Source organism: Pseudomonas sp. Au-Pse12, assembly GCF_021341665.1.
In the GTDB taxonomy this organism is placed as follows: Bacteria; Pseudomonadota; Gammaproteobacteria; order Pseudomonadales; family Pseudomonadaceae; genus Aquipseudomonas.
In genome coordinates this window covers 24,127-47,383 of sequence record NZ_JAJTTH010000008.1, presented here as the reverse complement: position 1 = coordinate 47,383, position 23,257 = coordinate 24,127, and the positions used below count along the sequence as shown (strand labels likewise).

Below are 23,257 nucleotides of genomic sequence, written 5' to 3'. Positions count from 1 at the left end.
GGTTTATGAAGACCCAACGCTTGCTGCGCACCCTGCTTGCCCTGTCGCTGTTGTTCAGCTCGCCGCTGTGGGCGGCGGGCGCGCCAAAGGACCTGACCTGGTCGGAAATGATCCCGCCGGACGCGCCGCCGGAAGTGCCGAACATGAAGCCGCTGCACGACCTGTCGCAGATGAGCGATGCGCTGGCCGCCGAATCGGCCCCCGCGGCCAAGCAGGACCTGCCCAACGCGCCGGTGGTGAAGAGCCTCGACGGCCAGTCGGTGCGCCTGCCCGGCTACATCGTGCCCCTGGAAGTGAATGAAGCGGGCCGCACCACCGACTTCCTGCTGGTGCCCTACTTCGGCGCCTGCATCCATGTGCCGCCACCGCCGTCGAACCAGATCGTCCACGTCACCAGCGAAGTCGGGGTGAAACTCGATGAGCTGTACCAGCCGTACTGGATCGAAGGCGCCATGCAGGTCAAGCCCTCCACCAGCGAACTGGCGGACGCCGGCTACCAGATGGCGGCGCAGAAGATCTACGTCTACGAGTTGCAGGAGTAAGCGAGGCAGCAGCGCCAGCAAGCCGGCGTCTACAGGGGCGAGGGCAAAAGAGTGCAGAACAAAAGAATAGTTCAGCGCTGCCACCGGGGTTCGCCATTTCATTGAGCTGAGTCAAGGCGGTCAACTTGACGATCCTTACCATTGGACATAGCCAATTTGAATCGTCCTTTGGAGCTCCCATGCACAAGTCTCTGCTTAGCGCTTCCCTGATCGCGCTCGCACTCGCCGCCCCGATTGCCAACGCCCACGAAGCTGGCGACATTCTCGTCCGCGCCGGTGCCATCACCGTAAACCCGAAAGCCGACAGCGGCAGCGTCAAAGTGGACCGTGGCCCAGTAGCAGGCACCAACCTGGGTGGCAAGGCCACCATGAGCAGCGACACTCAGCTGGGTCTGAACTTCGCCTACATGCTCACCAACAACATCGGTATCGAACTGCTGGCCGCCACCCCGTTCGAGCACGATGTAAAACTCAAGAACACCGCCCTGGCACCGGCCAACGGCAAGCTCGGTACCCTCAAGCACCTGCCGCCAACCCTGAGCGTGGTCTACTACCCGCTGGACTCCAAGTCGGTGTTCCAACCCTATGTCGGCGCCGGTATCAACTACACCTGGATCTACGACGAACACGTCGGCAGCCGCGCCAGCGCAGCCGGTTTCGACAACTTCCGCGCCAAGAACTCCTGGGGCCTGGCCTGGCAGGTGGGTGCTGACTACATGCTGACCGACAAGCTGATGCTCAACGCCCAAGTGCGTTACATCGACATCAACACCACCGCCTACGTGGACAACAACAGCGTGGCCCCTGGCACTCGCGCCAAGGTCAACGTCGACGTGGACCCGATGGTCTACATGGTTGGCCTGGGTTACAAGTTCTAACCCCGCCAGCGATAAAAAAGGCGCCTTGCAGGCGCCTTTTTCATGCCTGCAATACCCCTCAGCGGCCCATCAAGCGGGCAAGGCCGACACTCATCGGGGTCGGTTCGGGGAACGTGAAGCGTTGCAGCAGGCGCTGGTTATTGGCCCGCGAATGACGGATATCCCCAGCCCGGGCAGGGCCGTAGCTGATGGGTGGCAGATCCCCGACCACCTCGGCCAGGGCCGCGAGCATCTGCTTGAGGGTGGTGGCCTGGTTCAGGCCGACGTTGACCGCCCCCACTTCCAGTTGCGGCGCGTCGATGGCCTGCACCAGCACTTGCACCAGGTCGCCGACGTAGACGAAGTCCCGGGTCTGCTCGCCATCGCCGAACACGGTGATTGGCAGGCCCTGCTGGGCCCGTTCGCTGAAGATGCTGATCACCCCGGAATAGGGCGACGATGGATCCTGGCGCGGGCCGAAGATGTTGAAGAAACGAAAGATCGCCGGCTCCAGCCCATGTTGGCGCCGGTAGAAATCCAGGTAATGCTCGCTGGCCAGCTTGTCCGAGGCGTAAGGCGTCAACGGCGCCTTGGCCGTGTCTTCATCGATGGACTGGCCTTCGCCGTTGTTGCCATAAACCGCGGCACTGGAAGCGAACAGCACCCGCTTGACGCCATGCTCGCGCATCGCTTCGCAGACGTTCAGGGTGCCGATGAAGTTGCTCTGGTGAGTCTGTACCGGGTCATCCACCGAGGCTTGCACCGACGCCACCGCCGCCAGGTGCGCCACTGCGCAGCACCCCTGCATCACCCGGCTCACCAGGGCCGCGTCGGCAACATCGCCCTCGATCAGTTCGAGCCGTGGGTTATCCAGTGGCAGGTTGCTCGGCTTGCCGGTGGACAAGTCGTCCAGCACCCGCACCGAGTACCCCTTGGCGAGCAACGCATCGGCTAGGTGCGAACCAATGAAACCGGCGCCGCCGGTGATCAATACAGGGCCATCAGCCATGACGATAAAACCTATCCAGTAAAGCCGGGAGCGCGGCACGCCAGGCGCGCGGCTTGATCCCGAAGGTGTGAAGGATTTTCTTGCAGGCCAGTACCGCGTGCTGCGGTTCCTCGGCGGCATCGGCACAGGCGGCATGGGCCTGGGCGGTCGGCGCCTCGATGGCCAGCGGGTGCAGTTGCCGGGCTTCGCTCAGCACTGCCTGGCCGAGGGCCAGAGGGGTGGTCGCTTCCTGGCCGGCGTAGTGGTAAGTGCCCCACAGCGGCGCGGCGCAATCGAGTTGCTTGAGCACCGAGATGATCACCCGCGCGGCGTCGTCCACCGGGGTCGGATTGCCCCGCCGGTCATCCGCCATCAACAGTTCATCGGGGGCTTCGGCGCGGGCCAGGAAACGCCCGAGAATGCCATCCGGGCTGTCGTCCAGCAGCCAGCCGAAACGCACCAGCACGTGTTGCGGGCAAGTGGCGCGCACACTTTGCTCGACCCGCCACAGCGCCTGGCCGCGCAGGCCCAGAGGCACCGGCTCGTCCTTTTCGCTGTAGGCGGTAGCGCGCGAGCCATCGAAGACCCGGTAGCTCGAAGGTTGCAGCAGGATGATGTTGTGATGCTGGCAAAGCTCCGCCAGCCGCTCGACCGCCCGTTCCTGGCCGCTCAAGCGCGCCTCGCTCACGGTCTCCGCCTGAAACCAGTCGAAGTAGTAAGCCAGGTTGATCAAGGCATCCGGGCGGGTGTCGTCGAGCAGTTGCGTGAGGCTCGCGGCATCCCAGCCGTCTTGCGGCGGACGGGGGGCGAGGAAACCGATGTCTTCCTCCGCACCGAGGCGAATCAGCGCCTGCCCAAGGGCATTTCCGCCGCCCAGTAACATAAGGCGCATTCGCATAGAGTCAGCAGGCCCAGTCTGTTCAGAACGATGGTTGGGGTCGGCCAATCCCGTGGGTCTGGCCGTCGAGAATTGCCGGAATCGTTGCATTTTGCGGGTTTGTGGCGCAAGCGTCACTGAGAAAGTGTCGAAGCGGCCGTGGAATCAACGGTGCTTGCAAGTTGCCAGGTGCGGCCGCATAAATCCCTCCATGAACCTCGCCCAATCCATGAACGCGGTGCTGGACGGCTTCCACCCCGCCGTCAGCACCTGGTTCAAGCGCACTTTTGCCGCCGTGACCACGGCCCAGGCTCGCGCCTGGCCGCTGATCGCCCAGCGCCGCTCGACCCTGATCGCCGCGCCCACCGGCTCGGGCAAGACCCTGACCGCCTTTCTCGCGGTGATCGATGACCTGGTGCGCCAGGGGCTGGCCGCCGGCGGCCAACTGCCGGACGCCACCCTGGTGGTGTATGTCTCGCCGCTCAAGGCCCTGAGCAACGACATCCAGATCAACCTGCAGCAACCGCTGGCCGGCATCACCGAGCAATTGCGCCGGATGGGCTTGCCGGAACTGTCGATCAGCACCGCGGTGCGCACCGGCGACACGCCGCAGAAAGACCGCAACGCCATGCGCAAGAATGCGCCGCAGATCCTCGTCACCACCCCGGAATCCCTCTACGTGCTGCTGGGTTCGGATTCCGGCCGCAGCATGCTGGCCAGCACCCGCAGCGTGATCGTCGACGAAATCCACGCCCTGGCCGGCAGCAAGCGCGGCAGCCACCTGGCCCTGAGCCTGGAGCGTTTGCAGGCCCTGTGCGCCGAACCCTTGCTGCGCATCGGCCTGTCGGCCACGCAGAAGCCCATCGATGCCGTGTCGCGCTTTCTGGTGGGCCACGACCGCCCCTGCGAAATCGTCGACATCGGCCATGCCCGCCCCCGTGACCTGGACATCGAAGTGCCGCCGGTGCCGTTGTCGGCGGTGATGGCCAATGACGTTTGGGAACGGGTGTACGAACGCCTCGCCGATCTGGCCCGGGAACACCGCACCACGCTGATTTTCGTCAACACCCGGCGCCTGGCCGAACGCCTGGCCCGGCACCTGAGCGAGCGCCTGGGCAAGCAGGCGGTGGCCGCGCACCACGGCAGCCTGGCCAAGGAACAGCGCCTGGACGCCGAACAACGGCTCAAGGCCGGCGACCTGCAAGTGCTGATCGCCACCGCGTCCCTGGAACTGGGGATCGATATCGGCGAGGTCGACCTGGTGTGCCAGATCGGCTCGCCGCGCTCGATCTCGGCCTTTCTGCAACGGGTCGGCCGCTCCGGCCATCAGGTCGGTGGCACGCCCAAGGGCCGGCTGTTCGCCCTGACCCGCGACGACCTGATCGAATGCGCCGCCCTGCTCGACTGCGTGCGCAGGGGCGAACTGGACAGCCTGCTGATCCCCCATGCACCGCTGGATGTGCTGGCCCAGCAGATCGTCGCCGAAGTCAGTTGCCAGGAATGGTCGGAAGCCGCCTTGCTGCAGATGCTGCGCCGCGCCACGCCCTACGCCGATCTGGATCAGGCCCACTACCAGGCGCTGCTGCAGATGCTCGCCGAGGGCTTCAACGGGCGCCAGGGCCTGCGCAGCGCCTACTTGCACCGCGATGCCCAGACCCGCAGCCTGCGTGGGCGGCGGGGGGCCAAGCTGACCGCCGTGACCAGCGGCGGGACCATTCCCGACAACGCCGACTACAGCGTGCTGCTGGAACCCCAAGGCCTGAACATCGGCAGCGTCAACGAAGACTTCGCCGTGGAAAGCATCGCCGGCGACGTGTTCCAGCTGGGCAACACCTCCTATCGCATCCTGCGGGTGGAAACCGGCAAGGTGCGGGTCGAAGACGCCCAGGGCCAGCCACCGAACATCCCCTTCTGGCTCGGCGAGGCCCCGGGGCGCAGCGCCGAACTGTCCAGCGCCGTGGCGCGCCTGCTGGCCCAGCTGGACGAACGGCTCGGCGCCACGCCCGGGCAACCGCACGCGGCCATCCACTGGCTGCACGACGAACTGGGGCTGAACCTGGCCAGTGCCGAGCAACTGGTGGACTACCTGGCGCCCGCGCGCCTGGCCCTGGGCGCCTTGCCGTCCCAGGACACGCTGATCATGGAGCGGTTCTTCGACGAGTCCGGCGGCACCCAGCTGGTGATCCACAGCCCCTTCGGCAGCCGCATCAACCGCGCCTGGGGCCTGGCCCTGCGCAAGCGCTTCTGCCGTACCTTCAATTTCGAGCTGCAGGCCGCCGCCAGCGAAGACGCGATCGTCCTGTCGCTGTCCACCAGCCACAGCTTCGCCCTGGACGACGTCTGGCGTTACCTGCACAGCAACAGCGCCGAACACATCCTGATCCAGGCATTGCTGGACGCCCCGCTGTTCGGCGTGCGCTGGCGCTGGAACGCCGGCGTGGCCCTGGCCCTGCCGCGCTACAGCGGCGGGCGCAAAGTCCCGCCGCAGATCCAGCGGATGAAAAGCGAAGACCTGATCGCCAGCGTGTTTCCCGACCAGATCGCCTGCCTGGAAAACCTCGCCGGCGAGCGCGAGATTCCCGATCACCCGCTGGTGCAGCAGACCCTAGACGACTGCCTGCACGAAGCCATGGACAGCGAAGGCTGGCTGCACCTGCTGCGGCGCATGGAGCAGGGCCAGGTACGCCTGCTCAGCCGCGATCTGCCGGCGCCCTCGCCCCTGGCGGCGGAAATTCTCAGCGCCAAGCCCTACACCTTTCTCGATGACGCACCGCTGGAGGAACGCCGCACCCAGGCGGTGCTGGCCCGGCGCTGGAGCGACCCGCAAGCCGCCGATGACCTCGGCGCCCTGGATGCCGAAGCGATTGCCGCGGTCGCCAGCGAGGCCTGGCCAGCACCGGCCAATGCCGATGAAATGCATGAAGCGCTGATGAGCCTGGCCTGTATCAGCGCGGCCGAGGCGCAGGCCAACGCTCATTGGCCGGGCTGGTTGCAAACCCTCGCCACCCAGGGCCGCGCCTGCCGCTTGCAGGCCGGGCCCGATGGCGGCTTGTGGCTGGCGCTGGAGCGCATCAGTTGCCTGCGGGCGCTGTATCCCCAGGCCGCCTTGCAACCCGCATTGCTGCCGGTGCCCGGCTTTGACCAAGCCTGGGAGGCGCAAGCGGCGCTGGTGGAACTGCTTCGCGCGCGCCTCAGCGGCTTCGCGCCCTTGACCCTGGCGCAGATCGCCGCGCCCCTGGGGCTGCCCGCGGCGAGCATCCATCAGGCGCTGATCCAGCTGGAGAGCGAAGGCTATGTACTGCGGGGCCGCTTCAGCCCCGCAGGCCTTGAAGAACAATGGTGCGAGCGGCACCTGCTGGCGCGGATCCATCGCTACACGGTGAAACGCCTGCGCCGGGAAATCGAACCGGTGGCCCTGCAGGACTTCATGCGCTTTCTGTTCGACTGGCAGCACCTGTCTCCGGGCACCCAGGGCCAGGGCAGCGCCATGCTGGCCAAGGTGGTCGCGCAGTTCGAAGGCTACCCCGCGGCGGCCTCGGCCTGGGACAGCGACCTGCTGCCGGCGCGCCTGAAGGATTACTCCGCCAACTGGCTGGATGAGCTGTGCCGCAGTGGCAAGGTGGTCTGGAGTCGGATCAACAGCAGTGGCAAAAGCGTCAGCAGCGCCTTGCGCAGTACCCCCATCGTCTTGCTGCCCCGGGCCCGGGCGGCGCTCTGGAGCACCCTGACCTGCCCGCCCGAACGTTGCGAGCTGTCACCCAAGGCGCAGAAGGTCCATGCCGTGCTCAGCGAGCAGGGCGCACTGTTTTTCGATGAACTGCTGCATGAAGCGCACCTGCTGCGCAGCGAATTGGAAACGGTGCTGCAGGAACTGGTGGGAGCCGGGCGAGTGAACGCCGACAGCTTCGCCGGGCTGCGGGCCCTGATCACCCCGGCCAGCAAACGCCAGAACCGCAGCAGCCGACGCGGGCGCGGCGCCTTTGTCGGCGGCATGGACGATGCCGGGCGCTGGGCCTTGCTGCGCCGCACCACGAGCGAAGACTCCAGCGCCACCCTGGAACACGTGGCCATGACCTTGTTGCGACGCTATGGCGTGGTGTTCTGGCGCCTGCTGGAACGCGAGGCCGACTGGCTGCCCAGCTGGCGCGATTTGCTGCGCACCTTCCATCGCCTGGAAGCGCGGGGAGAGATCCGTGGCGGGCGCTTCGTCAGCGGTCTGGCTGGCGAACAATTCGCCCTGCCGGAAGCCATCCCGCTGCTGCGCGAAGTACGCCGCCGCCCCCTCGACGGCAGCCTGATCGCGGTGTGCGGCGTCGACCCGCTGAACCTTGCCGGCACCCTGCTGCCCGGGCCCAAGGTTCCGGCCCTGAGCGGCAACCGCCTGGTGTACCGCGACGGCCTGCCCGCCGCGGCCGACATCGCCGGCACCCAGCACCTGTGGCTGGAGCTGGACACTCAGGCCACCCAGGCGCTGCGCAACAAACTCATCCAGCACTGACCCTTCCCACCCCGCCGGCGCCCGGCGTTACTGTGCCCGGCTAGCCGCCGCGGGAGTGGCACCGAAACGATTGCGGTATTCGCTGGGCGCCAACCCGGTGATTTTCCGGAACAGGCTGCGAAAGGTCGCGGGGTCCTGATAGCCCACGGTCCAGGCGATGTGATCAATGGTGCCGTTGGTGAATTCCAGCAACTCCCGAGCCTTGCCCACCCGCAGGTGCTGGCAGTACTGGGTCGGTTTCAGGCCAGTGGCCGCCCGGAAGCGCCGTAGCAGGGTGCGTTCTTCAAGCCCGGCCTGCTGCGCCATCACCGCCAGCGACACGTCCACCGCGCCATTGGCCTGCAACCAGTGCTGGAGCTTGAGAATCGCCCCATCGCCATGGCTGAGGATCGGCGCGAAATTGCTGCCGCACTGGCTGGCGCTGGCGCTGTGCTCCATCACCAGGAAACGCGCGGTGGCACTGGCGATGCTCGGCCCCAGCAAGCGGTTCACCAGGCGCAGCCCGAGCTCGGCCCAGGCCATCAGCCCGGCGGTGGTGATCAGGTCGCCGTCATCGACGATGGGCTGGTCGGCCTCAAGCCGCACCTGTGGATAACGCTTGGCGAATGCCTGGGCCGAAGTCCAGTGAGTGGTGGCGCTGCGGCCATCGAGCAGGCCGCTTTCGGCCAGCAGGATCGAGCCCACGCAGACCCCGCCCAGGGTGGCCCCGGCGGCGTGCTGCTGGCGTAGCCAACTCATCAAGGCGGGTGATGATTGATGGCTTGAAAACCCCGCCAGCGAAGGTGGAATCAAGACGCCCAGCAAGCCCTCGGGGGCGCCGGCCAGGCTGTCGTAGACCCGCACCGGAGGCTGTTCATCCGTCGCCTGCCAATGGCTGACGCGCAACAGCGGCAACTGCGCTTGCGGCTGTTCGCCAGCAACGCGATTGGCCACCTCGAACAAGTCGGTCAGGCCGTGTACGGCCGCCATCTGCACACCGGGATAGAGCAGTACCCCCAATTCGGCGCGCGTGCCTTGAATGCCCACTGTCAGTTTTCCCCCGGTTAATGTCGGTGCGGCCAATCCCCCAAGGAACGGCCGGTGGCGATACTGGCCCCCACGTTATCCACTCACTCGCAGGTACTTCCCATGGCCAGACAGGCGCTCATCGTAATCGATATCCAGAACGACTACTTCGCCGGCGGCAAGTGGCCACTGATCGGCGTCGACGCCGCAGCGGACAACGCCGCCAGGCTGATCCAGGCATTTCGCCAGAACGCCGAGCCGGTGGTGCACGTCCGCCACGAATTCACCTCCGACGACGCGCCCTTCTTCACCCCCGGCTCCCCCGGCGCACAGTTGCACCCCAAGGTGCTGAACCGCGCCGATGAGCCGGTGGTGCTCAAGCACTTCGTCAACTCGTTCCGCGACACCGAACTGCAATCGGTCCTGGTGCAGCAGGGCATCGAGGAGCTGGTGATCGTCGGCAACATGAGCCATATGTGCGTGGAGGGCACCGCCCGGGCCGCCGCCGACCTGGGCTACCCGGTGAAGGTGATCCACGATGCCTGCGCCACCCTCGACCTGGAGTTCAATGGCCAGCGCATTGCCGCCGCCCAGGTACACAGCACAGCGATGGCGGCGCTGGCGTTCGCCTACGCCAGCGTCCTCTCCACCGAGCAGTTTCTGACAACCGGACAGGCCACTTCGGCTTGAAACCCGGAGCGCGGTGAGCCGTGGCTCACCGCAACTTCATGCCGGGCATTGACGGGAATTAGTTCGCCCTTGTTGGCTCGCGGGTTATTACAGAAGGTGCCGAAAGTTACAGGCCTGGCAACTTAATCACAGACAATGCGAATGCTTCTCGCTACCGAAACAAGTAAAACCAAGCCAACTACTCGGGCGAATGTTATTTATCCAGGCAAATAACCGCCGACTAATAAGCAAACCACTAAATAGCTGACCAATAGAAATCAAGCGTTAATCCGTTATTTCAAAACCTGATTTGAAACATTTACAAGATTCCACCAACGCGCATAAATACAGCCCTTGCAAAACACTTGATCCACCTCTACTAGATGGCATTCTTTTATATTTCAAAAGTTCATAATATTTATAGCGAACGCGAATAAAATCCCACCTCCTTCGCACTCCCCCCCGATTCCATTGAGCGGCGCCGCACCCCGGCAAAGCGTCTCCAGTGCGACGCCCAGATCCCCCCTGATTAATCCCGCACTTTTTCCAGCTGGCACAGCATTGCCCGACAGGCTTGTTGATTGAACTTACTTGCAAAACCCTTGACCTTGACTAAGTTGATAGCTACTCGCCACTGAAGAGTTATTCAGCCGCCAGAACCTCAATAACAATCGTCGAGGTATTCAATAACCGGACGCCCTCCCACCGTACCCTGCTGACACTGACACGGAATTTAGTCATATCAATCAAGAGGGATGCTTGATGAAGCGCAGCTCGTTGCCTGGTGCCTTTTCGTTCAAGGGTGCGGCCGAAAACTACTGGCTCTCGTTATTGGTGTTCTCGACCCTGGTGATCGTCAGTTTTCTGCTGTTTGAACAGCAGATCCAACAACTGCTGAACCACCTGGGCACCTTCCTTCCCAGCGACCCGGTACAACGCCTGAGCCTGGCCCTGCTGCTGGTCACGCTGCTGGCGCTGGACGTGCTGCTGCCCGTGCCTTCCAGCCTGGTGGCCTTGCTGGCGGTGGCGGCGCTGGGGGCCATTGGCGGCTACCTGGTGATTTTCGTCGGCCTGTGCCTGGGGGCCAGCCTCGGCTATTGGCTGGGGGCCGGTTATTTTCGCCTGCTGTCCAACTGGCTAGGGCTCAGAAGCTGGCAACCCGGGCAACTGGCCTATCGCCTCAGTACGCTGTCGCTGGTGTGCTTGCGCGGCGTGCCGGTGCTGGCGGAAACCTCGGTACTGGCGGCCGGCATGCAACGCTATCCGCTGCGCCAGTTCCTGCTGGTCACCACCCTGGCCAATGCCGGGCTGGCCCTGGCCTACGCCGCCATCGGCAGCCTGCTGGTGGAGCAGCACGCACTGCTGGCGACCATTCTTGCCAGCATGGTACTGCCCGGGCTGTTCCTCGGCGCCCGCAGCCTGTTCAAAGAACGTCTGGCCCAGCCACCGCTCGACCAGGCTCAGCCTCTGCAGGGCCGCTTCCAGGTGAGCTACCACTACCCGGTGCTGTTCACCGACCACATCTTCCAGGCGGACAACCCGTGCCTGCACCAGCAACTGACCCGGCAGAGCCAGGGGCCGATCACGGTGCTGGTGTTTGCCGATGAACAATTGCTGCTGTGCTCACCCCAATTGCCGCAACAGATCAACGACTACTTCAGCGCCCACGCCGCCGACCTGCATCTGCAGGCCGCACCGATCGCGGTGCCGGCCGGCGAGTTGAGCAAAACCCCGGATGTGCTCCAGCAGCTGTACGCGCACATGCTGGAACACGGCCTGGATCGCCATTGCTATGTGCTGGCCCTGGGCGGCGGCGCGGTGCTGGATGCGGTGGGCTATGCCTGCGCCACCTTCCACCGGGGCATGCGCCTGATCCGCATCCCGTCCACCGTGCTGGCGCAGAACGATGCCGGCATCGGGGTGAAGAACGGCATCAACGCCTTCGCCCAGAAAAACCTGCTGGGGGCCTTTTACCCGGCCACGGCGGTGATCAATGACTTCCAGCTGCTGCTCAGCCTTTCCCAGCGAGACCAGATGGCCGGGCTGGCCGAGGCGGTAAAAGTCGCGGTGATCAAGGACGCGGCCTTCTTCCAGTGGATGGAGCAGCAAGTGGACGCCCTGGCTAGTTTCGAGCACCGGGCCAGCCGCTACGCCATCCGCCGCTGCGCCGAGCTGCACCTGGGGCATATCACCGGCGCCGGCGATCCGTTCGAGCGCGGCAATGGCCGGCCCCTGGATTACGGACACTGGGCCGCCCACAAGCTGGAAAACCTCAGCCAGCACCGCTTGCGCCACGGTGAAGCCGTGGCCGTGGGCATGGCCCTGGATGCGCTGTATGCCAACGCCTGCGGCCTGCTGTCCGACGCCGACTGCCAGCGCCTGCTGCAACTGCTGGACAAGCTCGGCTTCAACCTGTGCCCGCCGGAACTGAGCCTGCGCGATGCCCAGGGCCGCTCGCCGATCCTCCAGGGCCTGGAAGAGTTTCGCCAGCACCTGGGCGGCCAGCTGTCGATCCCCATGCTCAGCCGCCTGGGCCAGTCGGTGGACGTGCACCACATTGAGCTGCCGCTGATGGAACAGGCCCTGCTGCGCCTGGCGGGTTTCGGCGGGCCGGATTTCGCCTGGGGTTCGAGGTGCGTGCAATGACTCACTCGGCGCTGACCACCTGGCTGACCCTGGGGCGGGTGTCCAACCTGCCGACGGTGTGGACCAACGCCCTGGCCGCCGCGCTGCTGGCCAGCAGCGTCACCACCCTGGCGCCGCCCTCGCCGCTGGTCTGGAGCTTGCTGCTGGTGGCGCTCTCGGCGCTGTACCTGGCGGGCATGCTGCTCAACGACCTGCTGGATGCCGACTGGGACCAGCGGCATCACAACCCGCGGCCGATCGTCCTCGGCCTGGTCAGCCGCACCCAGGTCAGCCTGGCCACCGCCGCGCTGTTGCTGCTGGCGGCGCTGGCGGTCCTCGGCCTGAGCCGGCTGATCGCCCAGCCCCACTGGCTGCTGGCCAGTGCCGGCTTGCTGCTGCTGTTCATCCTTGGCTACAACCTGCTGCATAAAAAGTACCCGCACAGCGTCTGGCTGATGGGCGGCTGCCGTTCGGCCCTGTACCTGACCGCCGCCGCCAGCCTGGCCATGCCGCCCCAGCCGTTGTGGCTGTGCGCCGCGCTGCTGGGCACCTACATTGCCGGGTTGACCTACCTGGCCCGCCTGGAGCATCGCAACCAGTTGCTCAGCCGCCTGCCGCTGCTGCTCATGCTCAGCCCCCTGCTCCTGGCCGCCTACGCCGACAACCCTGTGTTCTGGCTGGTCCTGCTGCTGTGGCTGGGCTGGCTGGGCTGGCATTACCAACGCCATCTGGCCAACCCGCAGCACCGGCAGATCCGCGCCTTCATTGGTGCCGGGCTGGCCGCCCTGCCACTGTTCGATGCCCTGGTGCTGGCCGTGGCCAATCAGCCCCTGGGCAGCCTGCTGTGTGTGCTGGTGTTCTTTCTGCTGCCCCACCTTCAACGCTGGATCAAGCCGACATGAGCATGGACGCCCTTTCCTTCGCGCAACCTGCGCTCGCCATTCGTCATGCAGCCTTCGCCGAGCGCCAGCAAGTGCTGGAGCGGCATCTGGACGATGAGAGCCGCCGCTGGTGGCAACAAGCCCGGGAGCAACTGGCCCGAGCGCCTTCGGCCAATACCTTGGTACTGCTCAGCAGCCAGTGCCGGCGCCGCCTCGGGGATGCGCCCCTGGCCGCCAGCCCGCACTCCAGCCGCACCCAACTGGCTCGGGCGCTGCTGCTGGCCCAGTGGCTGGAACAACAGGCCGGCGCCGAGCAACTGGCGTTGCTGCGCCAGCTGTTTCTCTGGGGCGACGACCAGGAAAAAGCCGCGCTGCTCAAAGCCCTGGATGACCTCGACAGCCAGGGTGCCAGCCTCGACCTGGCGCTCCAGGCCGGGCGCACCAACAACCGCGAGGTGTTCGCCGCCCTCGCCCTGGACAACCCCTTTGCCGCGCGCCACTACCCGGACCGGGCCTTCCATCAACTGGTGCTCAAGGCCCTGGGCATGGGCCTGGACAGCCGCCGCATCGATGGCCTGGCCGAGCGCCGCAGCGTCGACCTCAACCAGCTGGCCCTGGACCTGATGGAAGAACAACTGGCCGCCGAGCGCGAGGTTTCCTACGGCCTGCCCCAGGCCATCGCCTTCGACCTGTTGAGCCAGGCCCAGCGCCTGCGCCTGCGCGGCCTGTGCCAGCAGGGGCGATTGCCAGGGCACTGGCGCGAACATTTCCCGGCCGGCGCCTGAACCGCAACCGGCAGGGCCCAGGCAACGGTTTCTCTACAAGCACATCAAGGAGCCACCATGGCGAAGTACTTCGATCCGCACATTCATATGGTCAGCCGCACCACCGACGACTACCAGAACATGGCCGCCGCCGGCATCACCGGGGTCATCGAACCGGCCTTCTGGCAGGGCCAGGCGCGCACCAGCGTCGGCAGCTTCATCGACTATTTCGACACCCTGCTGGGCTGGGAGCGCTTTCGCGCCAGCATGTTCGGCATCCATCACTTCTGCACCATCGGCCTCAATCCCAAGGAAGCCAACGACCTGTCGGTGGCCAACGAAGTGCTGGAGATCCTGCCGCGCTACCTGGTCAAGGACGGCGTGGTGGCGGTAGGGGAAATCGGCTATGACGACATCACCCCGGAAGAGGACCGCTTTCTGGCCGCGCAACTGGAGCTGGCCAAACAGTTCAACCTGCCGGTGCTGGTGCATACACCGCACCGTGACAAGATCGGCGGCACCAAGCGCACCCTGGCGGTGATCCGTGAAGTGGGCATCGCCGAGAACCTGGTGATCATCGACCACCTCAACGAGCTGACCCTGCCCCTGGTGCTGGACAGCGACTGCTGGCGCGGGCACTCGATCTACCCCAACACCAAGATGTCGGAGCAACGCATGGTGGCCCTACTGCAGGAGTACGGCACCGAGAAAATGGTGGTCAACAGCGCCGCCGACTGGGGCATCAGCGACCCGCTGAAGGTGCCCAAGACCGGCCAGGCGATGCTCGCCGCCGGCTTCAGCGAGGCCCAGGTAGAGCAGGTGCTGTTCCATAACCCGGTGGATTTCTTCGCCCAGAGCGGGCAGTTGGACAAGCAACAGGTGAGCACCCCGCTGCCGATTGACCAGCGTCGCCAGTGGCAGGACAACTCGGCCCTGCGCGGCCAGGAACCGGTGGTCAAATGAGTACCCGGGCCGGCTGGAGCGCCGCGCAGATCGGCTACTGCAGCAACGTGCATCCGGCCCTTGACGTGGCGGGCCTGCGGGCGTCGATCCAGCAGCACTTCCAGGGGGTACGGCGCCAGCGCGGGCTGGCGGTACAGGACAGCGGCCTGTGGATCAGTGCCCAGGCCGCCGCCGAACTGCAGGTACCCGAGGTGCGCGAGGCCTTCATCGACCTGCTGCACGACTGCGGCCTGCGCCTGACGTCGCTCAACGGTTTTCCCTATGGCCAGTTCCATCAGGGCGCGGTGAAAGCCGAGGTCTACCGGCCGACCTGGGCCGAGCCCCAGCGCCTGGAGTACAGCCTGCAACTGGCGCACCTGCTGGCCGCCGCCCTGCCGCTGGATTGCCAGCAAGGGGTGATTTCCAGCGTGCCCTTCGGTTACGCCGCCTGTTGGGACGAGAGCCAGCAGCAACAGGCCGAAGCCCACCTGCGGCAACTGACCGCCGAGCTGGCCAGCCTGCACCGCAGCAGCGGCCGCAAGATTCTGCTGTGCCTGGAGATGGAGCCGGACTGCGTGCTGGAAAACACCGACCAGGCCCTGGCTTTTTTCAAGCACTGGCAAGCCACCGATCCTCATCATGGCTACCTGGCGCTGTGCTTCGATGTCTGCCATCAGGCGGTGGTCTTCGAAGACTGCTACCAATCCCTGCAACGGCTGCTGGATGCGCGGGTTCCGGTGGGCAAGATCCAGCTGTCCAATGCGCTGATCTGCCAGTTGCCGCTCACCGATCGCCGGCGCCGCGAGCAGGTGCTGCTGGCCCTGGGCACCTTTGCCGAAGCCACCTACCTGCATCAGGTCAAGGCCCGCGACAGCGCTGGGCAACTGCTGGCCTGGGCCGACCTGCCTGGGGCCTTGAACGCCGCCGAACCGACACAGGGGCAATGCCCCGAACTGCGCATTCACTTTCATGTGCCGCTGTTCAGCGAACAGTTGCTCCTGGCCGAGCTCAGTGGCAGCCAGCCGGCCCTGCTGCGCACCTTCGACTTCCTCGCCGCGCATCCGTCCTTCCAGCCGGTGCTCGAAGTGGAAACCTACAGCTGGAACGTGCTGCCCGGCGAGCTGCGTCCGGACAGCGAACAGGCCTTGCTGCACGGCATCGCCAGCGAGCTGCAGTGGGTCGAGGGCCAACTGCAGCAGCGGGACCTGCTGCGTAGCCTGTCCTTGTCCCTGGAGGCCTCGGCCCATGCCTTCTGAACGCGCACGCCAACCCTTGCTCCTGATCAATGTGGTGGGCCTGACCCCGAGCCTGCTGGGCGCGGCCACACCGCGCATCAACAGCCTGCTGCAACGGGCGCGGATGGCCAGGCTGCGGCCGGTGTTCCCCGCCGTGACCTCGACGGTGCAGGCCTCGATCCTCACCGGGTTGCCGCCCGCCGAACACGGCATCGTCGGCAACGGCTGGTATTTTCGCGATCAGGCCGAAGTGCGCTTCTGGCTGCAACCCAATGCGCTGATCCAGGGCGAGAAGATCTGGCAGACGCTGCAACGGGAAATCCCCGGCTTGCGCTGCAGCCAGTTGTTCTGGTGGTTCAACATGTACGCCCAGGTCGAGGCGGCCATTACTCCGCGGCCGCACTACCCGGCCGACGGGCGCAAGATGTTCGGCCTCTATTCGTCGCCACCGGGCCTGCATGAACGCATCGAACAACAGATCGGCGAATTCCCCTTTCCCAGCTTCTGGGGCCCGGCAGCGGGAATCGCCTCCAGCCGCTGGATCGTCGATTGCGCCATCGCCGAATTCCAGATCAGCCGTCCCGACCTGCAACTGATCTACCTGCCGCACCTGGACTACAGCCTGCAGCGCCTGGGGCCGGAGCATCCGTCCATCAGCGACGAAGTGCGGGCCATCGATCATGAGGTCGGGCGCTTGCTGGACTTTGCCCAGCAGCAGGGCGCGGCGGTGATGTTGCTTTCCGAATACGGCATCGAAGCGGTGCAGCAATCGATTTCCATCAACCGCGTGCTGCGCGAGCAGGGCCTGCTGCAGGTGCGCCGTTCACTGAGCTGGGAGCTGCTGGACCCCGGCGCCAGCGCGGCCTTTGCCGTGGTCGACCACCAGATCGCCCACGTCTACGTGCGCCAGCCCGAGGACATTGCCCGGGTCAAGGCGCTGCTGCTGCGCCAGCCCGGTATCGAGCAGGTGCTGGACAAGCGCGAGCAACAGGCTTGCCAGCTCGACCACCCACGCAGCGGCGAGCTGGTGGCGGTGGCCGCAGCAGGCTTCTGGTTCGATTACTACTACTGGTTCGACGACCGTCTGGCCCCGGATTTCGCCCGCACCGTGGATATTCACCGCAAGCCGGGCTACGACCCGCTGGAGCTGTTCATCGACCCGGCGATTCGTTTTCCCAAGCTGCGGGTCGCCCGCCGGCTGCTGCAGAAGAAGCTCGGCTTTCGCTACTACATGGACCTGATTCCCCTGGACACCTCACTGATTCGCGGCAGCCACGGACGCTTGCCGAGCCACCCTGAGGTCGGGCCATTGCTGATCACCGATTGCGATTTACCCCTGCCGGAGCATCTGCCGGCCACCGCGGTAAAGCACCTGCTCCTAGAGCATTTCCTAGGGCGCCCCTATGACGATACGGCTCAGGCCAAGGAGATTCCATGCGGCGAACCATCCCTATAGTCGTGCTGAGTGTGTTGAGCGGCCTTGCTCAGGCACAGACCTCGAATGCCTTTAATTGCAACAACTTCCTCAAGTTCGCGAACGATCCCGGCACGACGCTGACCACCTTCAAGCAGAGCCCGGAAACCATGGCCTGGAACTGGTTCGTGTGCCTCAATCAGCCTGATGCCACGCAAGCCAGCCTGCGGGTCTGGGAAACCTTCAAGCCTGACGATCAGGTCTACCTGCTCAAGGGCGCGGAGCCGCTGCCCTACAGCTCCCGGGAGAACCTGCCGAGCCAGGTCACGGAACTGGCGCAGCAACAGGGCATGGACCCCAAGGGGCTGTTCCAGTTTCTTGGCAATGACACCCCGGGCAGCCCGCAGAACGGTATCCAGCAGGTGGATGGGCTGGCCTTGAAGATGAGCCCCAACCCGCCGGTTCCCCCCTCGAACAAGGAACAGCTGGTGCGCTTTCACCTGATGATGGGCGAGGACACCTTCAACTTCATCGTCAGCAACGGGATCTACAACCGCGACGGCCTGGCCAAGCTCACCAGCAATCTGAGCTTTCCAGCCACGGCCTGGGAGCTGAAGACGTCCTGGTTCTGGATCGGCACCAACCAGGACTTCAAGTCCCAGCTGGTCAAGGACGGCTACTACATCTCCCAGGCCTACTACGTGAACAGCACCGGCCAGTATCAGGTGGGCTATGCCGCGCTGAGCGGCATGCATGTGATCAACAAGCTGACTGAAGACTGGGTCTGGACCACCTTCGAGAACCGCAACAATCCCAAGTACACCGTCACCAACGACACGCCGCCCAAGCCCATGACCAACACCACCGGCCCCACCGAGGCGGCCAAGCCGGTGAACAGCAGCTTCCAGCAGCAGTATTCGAACCTGGCCCAGTACGAACTGATCGGCGTGCAGTACGACCAGAACCGGGCCGAGCCCAAGCTGCTGGCCAACTCCCAGCTGGAGTCGGCCTTCCAGGGCACCTCATCGTGCCTGGCCTGCCACAGCACCGCGGCCTATTCGACGCAGAAGAACACCTTCTTCTCGTTCAACATCGACCACACAGGCGGAATCCTCTACCCCACCAGCGTACTGCCGAACGAAGACTTCATCGGCTATCAAAAACTGGACTACGTCTGGTCGCTCAAACGCGCCCAGTGGAAACGCTAAGGAGAGCCACCATGAGTGTCTTGAACTTTCCTCGGATCTACCTCAACGGTTTCATGTTCTGGAACCCGCCCACCTTCAACAACAACGATGTGCTACCGCTGTACGACGCCGTGCAGATGCAGATGAACTGGCGCTTCTTGAGCAAGTACGGGATCAACGACAAGAATGCCCCGCAAACGCTGATGCCGTGGGCCATCGCCCCACTGGCCTACAAGGACGTTCCGGACTACGTGCTGCAGGTGCCCACCAACGGCGACGCCAGCAACTACCCGATGATTCCCGCCGAGTGGGACCTGTTCGGTGACAACGCCTGCGGCACCGTGGATTACCAACAGTTCCGCTCGGTGATCATCGGTGGGGAATCCAAGGTCGACAGCTACATCGACAGCGATCCGCTGATCAACAAGCCCTACCAACTGCTGGGCAACTCCTTCGGTAACCCGAGCCCGACCGCGGCACGTTTTGTCGACGTCAGCCCCTGGCAGAACACCTTCACCGCGCTGTACTTCGAAAAGATCACGCTGGGCGATACCACCTGCGGGGTGACCCTGAACAAGGGCTGCCGCATGCTCAACCGCTTCCTCGATTTCAACTGGGGGGCATTCGGCGGCCTGGTCTATGTGACCTGCACCTGGCAGACCTGCTTTACCAAGGACCAGGTGGACTTTTTCGTCGGTGGTTCGCAACTGCTGCAGAACCTGAAGGATGAAATGGAGCAGAACAAGGACGCCCAGGGCCTGATGCTCAGGTTCACCACCTACCTGACGGTCTATGACAAGAACGGCCTGTTCAACGACTTCAAGATCGTCAACAGCCACTCCCAGGCGCCCTGGGACATGTCCAGGTTGCAGATGCTCTATCAAATTGGCCTGGACAACCCGACCGAACTCTTCTTCAACCCGGCCTACAGCCGCACCGCCGGCACCCTGGGCCTGTGGCTCAACAACGAGTTCCCCACCGCACCCGCCGGCCAGCGCCTGGCGCCCAAGGACCCAGTGCCCTTCTACAAGAAAGTGCCGGGAGATGCGCTGATCCATAAAAAGGAACAAGTGGTCAACCTGGGCGTGATCAGCGCCCAGCTCAACGGCAGTACGCTGTCGCTGGACCTGGGCAATACCTTTCCGATCTACCCGGCCGTCCATGACGGCCCGGCTGCCCCCGATCTCGATGGACGCAACAACGGGATTCCGGTCGCCGCGAAGTTCCACGTCGGCAGCTATGAGCTGGGGGTGCAGTTGGGCAACAACTTCGAACCGCTGACCAGCATCGGCTTCAACCAGTATCAGCAATCGGCCTTTGACAAGCGCTCCGGCCTGTTGGACCTGCCCCTCGACGCCAGTGCCCAGGCCTTGCTGGAAAACGGCAACCTGGCGCTGCGGCTCAAGGGCACCGACACCATCGCCGCTCAACAGCAGATGTGGACCGCGGAAGTCATCGAGAGCGGCAGTTTCATCGACGTCGGTGACAGCCGGACGCTGAACATCATGGTGCAGTACAACGGCAAGCCCGCACCGCCCGGCACCACCTTGTGGGTCGCCGAGTACAACAACGCCTTCATGCTGACCACCAGCAACTACTACCTGGCGTTCAGCAACCCGGCGGATTTCGTGCTGATCAACGACGTTCCGCAGGCTCGAGAAAACAATAAGCCGGGAATGCCCCAGTTCGCCGACGCCTCGCAGCATCCCAGCCTGTCCAGGGAGGGCAGCGGCAGGCGCCTGAGCGCCCTGCTCATCAAGAGCGCCAAGAACGAAGATCCGCCCAGCATCCCCATCCACTATCAGGACTTCCTGAAAACCCCGGCCGCTGTCGATCTGGGCCCATGCCTGAGGTTCGACACGCCGCAACCGATGACCGGAAAACTGGACAATGACGCCGGCCTGGGCGCCACCGTGAGCTACAGCCTGGCGCGCATCCAGACCAATGACGCCGGCATTGCCCAGGTGACGGTGCAAGCCGTGGCAGCGGGCTTCCCCACCCTGCGCTTTTTCATCCAGGACGATCCGGCGGGCATTCCGTTCAGCTTCTCCTACACCGATGCCTTCACCGACTTCCTGTCGCCGCTGCGGGTACTGCCGCAAGAGACAGAGATGCTCAAGGACTTCATCGACAGCTGGAACCGGATGTGCACGGCCGACAACGCCAATGTGCGGATCTGGAACGAGTTCATCTATCCGCGGATTCTCCAGCCCTTCTATTACCTCTACCCGATCATGAACAAGTACATGCCGCTCAACTCCCTGCAACGCATCGAGGGCGCGATCGAGCAGTTCATCAAATTGATCAGCAAGGAGTATCAGGAGGCCAGCACCCTGGCCATGCCCATTACCCGGGATCTGCCGCAAAGCCGGCGCCAGGTGCTGGAGATCTGGGCCAAGGACCTGGTGAGCACGGGTTACCCACCGCGCCCGCTGAACCTCAACAACTACCCGCACGGCTGAGCCGCAACGGCCCGGCAATGGAACCCCGGGCGCCCCACGGCGCCCGGCGTTGGCAAAGGAGAGTCAGATGAACATGCGCTTCCTCAAACGCCTGCTGTGGGCGGCCCTGCTGTTGGGCGCCAGCCAGACGCTGTGGGCCCAGGAATACCCCGACAACGTCTACTTCAACATGGGCGTGCACAACAACAAGGGCTGCGACGCCAAGACCAACAACTGCATCGCCAAGCGCAAGCCCGGCGATCCGGCCGACCCGCTCTACCCGGCGACCTGGGTCAGCGACTGGACCATGTACCGGGTCACCGCCAACTACGCGAAGAACCCGCCGCCCTACAGCAGCCCGCCCAGCACCCTGCAACCTTCCGACTACACCGTGTCCCAGGGCACCAGCTATTACGACAACGACTATGTGCCGGCCGACGGTGACGGCACCGGCGCGATGATGGAGCACTACGAGAAGTACTGCCTGCCGATCTTCCCGATCAAGAACAACAACTACACCTGCTCCTTCGTTTCCCTGGGCAACAAGGCCTACTTCCTCACCTACCCCGAAGACCGGCCCAAGGACATGCCGGCCTGCTGCATGTTCTCGCCCATGAACCACCCGCCCCGCCAGGACTTCATCAAGCACCTGCCTTACAGCGCCGCCCGTAGCCAGCACCTGGACGGCAGCGTACAGGCCTACGCGCTGGAGATCCCGGTCAAGCCGAGCCCGATCCTGTTCGGCTACGCGTTCTACAAGAAAGCCACCAGCGACGGCCCGGGCCAGCCGGCCTATCAGCATCCGCAGTCGTTCTATTTCTCCGGCGATGCCAGCGTGGCCAACGCGCCGATCGTCAGCCAGAACTATCGCAACTGGAGCAACGCCAAACCGGACCCGGCCAAGACCTGGGACCAGGTGGCGAAAATGTGCCCGGCCAACCCGCCGGACTGCCAGCTCTTCACCCCACCGCCGTCGCTGAAAAACGGTGCGCGGCCGCAATGGAACCAACTCTCGCCCACCCCGCAGTGACAGGAGCCGCCTCATGAACCCTTGGAGCCGTTTCACCGCCCTGCTGTTGCTGGGCCTGGGCTGCCAGCAGGCCAGCGCCCTGCAGCCCAGCGCGCCGGGGCCGCAGACTGCTTGCCCGCCCACTGCCGTGGTGCCTGCTGCCGGCGCCTCGCAGCAGGCGTTCGATCAATACAGCTGGCAGCTGTTCATCAACCTCAACTGGCCGGCCAAGATCGGCCAACGCGGGGTCGCCGATTGCAGCAAGCCCCTGGGCAGCCCCGGCAATACCGTGTGGCAGACCTACAAGAGCGTCAGCGAAACGTTCCTCCCCGGGGCCAAGAATCCGGGGCCCTGGAATTCGCAGCTGCCGCGCCGGAACCTCAGCCTGATCAATATCGCCGCGGTCAAGAACACCCAGGTGGTGCAATCGGACAACCAGGCGGTCGGCGGCTGGCTGATCGATCAGCGCGGCAACCCGACCTACTACGACATCGCCGCCAACGAGGTGTCCTACAACTACATCGTCAGCAACGGCTTCTACAACGCAGCCATCGTCGATGCGGCGAAGAACATCAACTTTCCCGACAACGCCAGCGAGATCAAGGCCAGTTGGCGCATCCTCACCAGCGCCGACGACAGCCGCCGCTACCTGACGATGAAAGCCCTGGTCACGAAATTCGACAGCCAGGGGCGGCCCAACGGCACCAGACCGGCCAACCTGGGGCTGGTAGGGCTGCACATCATCAGCAAGGTGGAGGGCTTCCCGCAGTGGATCTGGTCGACCTTCGAGCAGATCGACAACGTGCCCCCCAAGGCCAAGATAGAGGGCAAATGGGTCGATCAACCGGTCTCGGGGATTTTCTACTCCTACTTCAACGCCAAGGCCCCCGCCGACAGCGTCAACCAATCCCCCTGCCTGTGGCAGCAACAAGACGCAAAGATGGTCTGCACCCCAAAACCCGGTTCCAGCTTCAGCACCCCGGACCCGCTGAACCGGGTCACTCCGATCACCGACGTGACCCAGCAGATCAATACCCAGTACCAGGGTAATCCGCAGGTCCAGCAGAGCGTGTTCAAGTACTACCAGTTGATCACCACCCAGCGCCCCCAGTCGCCGGACAACCCCGGCAACCCGCTGGGCCAGCCAACCCCATCGCTGTCGGCCAACGTCACCATGGAAAGCTACATCCAGCCCAACAGCAGCTGCATGAACTGTCACTCCATGGCGACACCGCTGCACAGCCAATCCAAGAGCGACTTCTCCTTCCTGTTCAGATTCGCCCACCCCCCGGTCACCCGTGCCACCCAGGATAAGGAATAGAT

17 protein-coding genes are annotated in these 23,257 nt (G+C 64.5%); 14 read left to right on the top strand and 3 right to left on the bottom strand.

Annotated elements, in window-relative coordinates:
- The first annotated feature begins 20 nt into the window (after positions 1-20).
- Positions 21-542: a DUF3299 domain-containing protein gene (locus tag LXM55_RS21955; protein ID WP_233322519.1), complete on the top strand. Its 522-nt coding sequence runs from the start codon at positions 21-23 to the stop codon at positions 540-542.
- Between the two features lie 179 nt (positions 543-721).
- Positions 722-1,420 carry an OmpW/AlkL family protein gene (locus LXM55_RS21950; protein WP_233322294.1) on the top strand — a complete coding sequence of 233 codons (699 nt, stop codon included), beginning with the start codon at positions 722-724 and terminating at the stop codon, positions 1,418-1,420.
- Between the two features lie 58 nt (positions 1,421-1,478).
- On the opposite strand, the gene LXM55_RS21945 is transcribed toward LXM55_RS21950, so the two are convergent.
- Both LXM55_RS21945 and LXM55_RS21940 read right to left on the bottom strand, forming a co-directional pair.
- Positions 1,479-2,408, bottom strand: a complete 930-nt coding sequence (locus tag LXM55_RS21945) for an NAD-dependent epimerase/dehydratase family protein (RefSeq protein ID WP_233322293.1) — start codon at positions 2,406-2,408, stop codon at positions 1,479-1,481.
- A complete protein-coding gene (locus LXM55_RS21940) occupies positions 2,401-3,285 on the bottom strand; it encodes a sugar nucleotide-binding protein (protein WP_233322292.1) in 885 nt (294 codons plus the stop codon). The genes LXM55_RS21945 and LXM55_RS21940 overlap by 8 nt, the downstream gene beginning before the upstream one ends.
- 190 nt (positions 3,286-3,475) lie before the next feature.
- Between LXM55_RS21940 and LXM55_RS21935 the strand changes: the two genes are divergently transcribed.
- A complete protein-coding gene (locus LXM55_RS21935) occupies positions 3,476-7,762 on the top strand; it encodes a DEAD/DEAH box helicase (RefSeq protein ID WP_233322291.1) in 4,287 nt (1,428 codons plus the stop codon).
- Between the two features lie 27 nt (positions 7,763-7,789).
- Here LXM55_RS21935 and LXM55_RS21930 read toward each other — a convergent pair whose 3' ends face one another.
- Positions 7,790-8,731 (bottom strand): GlxA family transcriptional regulator, encoded by a 942-nt coding sequence (locus LXM55_RS21930; RefSeq protein ID WP_267924536.1) that lies wholly within the window; start codon positions 8,729-8,731, stop codon positions 7,790-7,792.
- A 159-nt stretch (positions 8,732-8,890) separates the two neighbouring features.
- Here LXM55_RS21930 and LXM55_RS21925 point away from each other — a divergent pair, with 159 nt between their 5' ends.
- The 11 genes from LXM55_RS21925 (at position 8,891) to LXM55_RS21875 (ending at position 23,255) form a co-directional block, all read left to right on the top strand.
- The gene (locus tag LXM55_RS21925) at positions 8,891-9,457 is read left to right on the top strand and encodes a cysteine hydrolase family protein (protein ID WP_233322289.1); all 567 of its coding nucleotides are present in this window, start codon (positions 8,891-8,893) and stop codon (positions 9,455-9,457) included.
- Between the two features lie 741 nt (positions 9,458-10,198).
- Positions 10,199-12,082 (top strand): 3-dehydroquinate synthase, encoded by a 1,884-nt coding sequence (locus tag LXM55_RS21920; protein ID WP_233322288.1) that lies wholly within the window; start codon positions 10,199-10,201, stop codon positions 12,080-12,082.
- The gene (locus LXM55_RS21915; RefSeq protein ID WP_233322287.1) at positions 12,079-12,963 is read left to right on the top strand and encodes a UbiA family prenyltransferase; all 885 of its coding nucleotides are present in this window, start codon (positions 12,079-12,081) and stop codon (positions 12,961-12,963) included. The genes LXM55_RS21920 and LXM55_RS21915 overlap by 4 nt, the downstream gene beginning before the upstream one ends.
- On the top strand, positions 12,960-13,727 hold the full coding sequence (locus LXM55_RS21910; RefSeq protein ID WP_233322286.1) for an EboA domain-containing protein: 768 nt from the start codon (positions 12,960-12,962) through the stop codon (positions 13,725-13,727). The genes LXM55_RS21915 and LXM55_RS21910 overlap by 4 nt, the downstream gene beginning before the upstream one ends.
- 57 nt (positions 13,728-13,784) lie before the next feature.
- Entirely contained in the window at positions 13,785-14,669 is an 885-nt protein-coding gene (locus tag LXM55_RS21905) for a TatD family hydrolase (RefSeq protein ID WP_233322285.1), read from the top strand.
- Positions 14,666-15,904 (top strand): metabolite traffic protein EboE, encoded by a 1,239-nt coding sequence (eboE, locus tag LXM55_RS21900; protein WP_233322284.1) that lies wholly within the window; start codon positions 14,666-14,668, stop codon positions 15,902-15,904. The genes LXM55_RS21905 and eboE overlap by 4 nt, the downstream gene beginning before the upstream one ends.
- The gene (locus LXM55_RS21895; RefSeq protein ID WP_233322283.1) at positions 15,894-17,339 is read left to right on the top strand and encodes an alkaline phosphatase family protein; all 1,446 of its coding nucleotides are present in this window, start codon (positions 15,894-15,896) and stop codon (positions 17,337-17,339) included. Before eboE ends, LXM55_RS21895 begins: the two co-directional genes overlap by 11 nt.
- Positions 17,318-18,505, top strand: a complete 1,188-nt coding sequence (locus LXM55_RS21890; RefSeq protein WP_233322282.1) for a hypothetical protein — start codon at positions 17,318-17,320, stop codon at positions 18,503-18,505. Before LXM55_RS21895 ends, LXM55_RS21890 begins: the two co-directional genes overlap by 22 nt.
- 11 nt (positions 18,506-18,516) lie before the next feature.
- The gene (locus tag LXM55_RS21885) at positions 18,517-20,946 is read left to right on the top strand and encodes a hypothetical protein (protein ID WP_233322281.1); all 2,430 of its coding nucleotides are present in this window, start codon (positions 18,517-18,519) and stop codon (positions 20,944-20,946) included.
- Between the two features lie 67 nt (positions 20,947-21,013).
- A complete protein-coding gene (locus LXM55_RS21880; RefSeq protein ID WP_442799779.1) occupies positions 21,014-21,955 on the top strand; it encodes a hypothetical protein in 942 nt (313 codons plus the stop codon).
- A 13-nt stretch (positions 21,956-21,968) separates the two neighbouring features.
- Positions 21,969-23,255, top strand: a complete 1,287-nt coding sequence (locus tag LXM55_RS21875; RefSeq protein ID WP_233322280.1) for a hypothetical protein — start codon at positions 21,969-21,971, stop codon at positions 23,253-23,255.
- Positions 23,256-23,257: the final 2 nt, after the last annotated feature.

Excerpts from the sequence above, each read along its gene's own strand:
- LXM55_RS21950 (WP_233322294.1), top strand. The coding sequence starts at position 722 with ATGCACAAGTCTCTGCTTAGCGCTTCCCTGATCGCGCTCGCACTCGCC.
- LXM55_RS21945 (WP_233322293.1), bottom strand. The coding sequence starts at position 2,408 with ATGGCTGATGGCCCTGTATTGATCACCGGCGGCGCCGGTTTCATTGGT.
- LXM55_RS21940 (WP_233322292.1), bottom strand. The coding sequence starts at position 3,285 with ATGCGAATGCGCCTTATGTTACTGGGCGGCGGAAATGCCCTTGGGCAG.
- LXM55_RS21935 (WP_233322291.1), top strand. The coding sequence starts at position 3,476 with ATGAACCTCGCCCAATCCATGAACGCGGTGCTGGACGGCTTCCACCCC.
- LXM55_RS21930 (WP_267924536.1), bottom strand. The coding sequence starts at position 8,731 with ATGGCGGCCGTACACGGCCTGACCGACTTGTTCGAGGTGGCCAATCGC.
- LXM55_RS21925 (WP_233322289.1), top strand. The coding sequence starts at position 8,891 with ATGGCCAGACAGGCGCTCATCGTAATCGATATCCAGAACGACTACTTC.
- LXM55_RS21920 (WP_233322288.1), top strand. The coding sequence starts at position 10,199 with ATGAAGCGCAGCTCGTTGCCTGGTGCCTTTTCGTTCAAGGGTGCGGCC.
- LXM55_RS21915 (WP_233322287.1), top strand. The coding sequence starts at position 12,079 with ATGACTCACTCGGCGCTGACCACCTGGCTGACCCTGGGGCGGGTGTCC.
- LXM55_RS21910 (WP_233322286.1), top strand. The coding sequence starts at position 12,960 with ATGAGCATGGACGCCCTTTCCTTCGCGCAACCTGCGCTCGCCATTCGT.
- LXM55_RS21905 (WP_233322285.1), top strand. The coding sequence starts at position 13,785 with ATGGCGAAGTACTTCGATCCGCACATTCATATGGTCAGCCGCACCACC.
- eboE (WP_233322284.1), top strand. The coding sequence starts at position 14,666 with ATGAGTACCCGGGCCGGCTGGAGCGCCGCGCAGATCGGCTACTGCAGC.
- LXM55_RS21895 (WP_233322283.1), top strand. The coding sequence starts at position 15,894 with ATGCCTTCTGAACGCGCACGCCAACCCTTGCTCCTGATCAATGTGGTG.
- LXM55_RS21890 (WP_233322282.1), top strand. The coding sequence starts at position 17,318 with ATGCGGCGAACCATCCCTATAGTCGTGCTGAGTGTGTTGAGCGGCCTT.
- LXM55_RS21885 (WP_233322281.1), top strand. The coding sequence starts at position 18,517 with ATGAGTGTCTTGAACTTTCCTCGGATCTACCTCAACGGTTTCATGTTC.
- LXM55_RS21880 (WP_442799779.1), top strand. The coding sequence starts at position 21,014 with ATGAACATGCGCTTCCTCAAACGCCTGCTGTGGGCGGCCCTGCTGTTG.
- LXM55_RS21875 (WP_233322280.1), top strand. The coding sequence starts at position 21,969 with ATGAACCCTTGGAGCCGTTTCACCGCCCTGCTGTTGCTGGGCCTGGGC.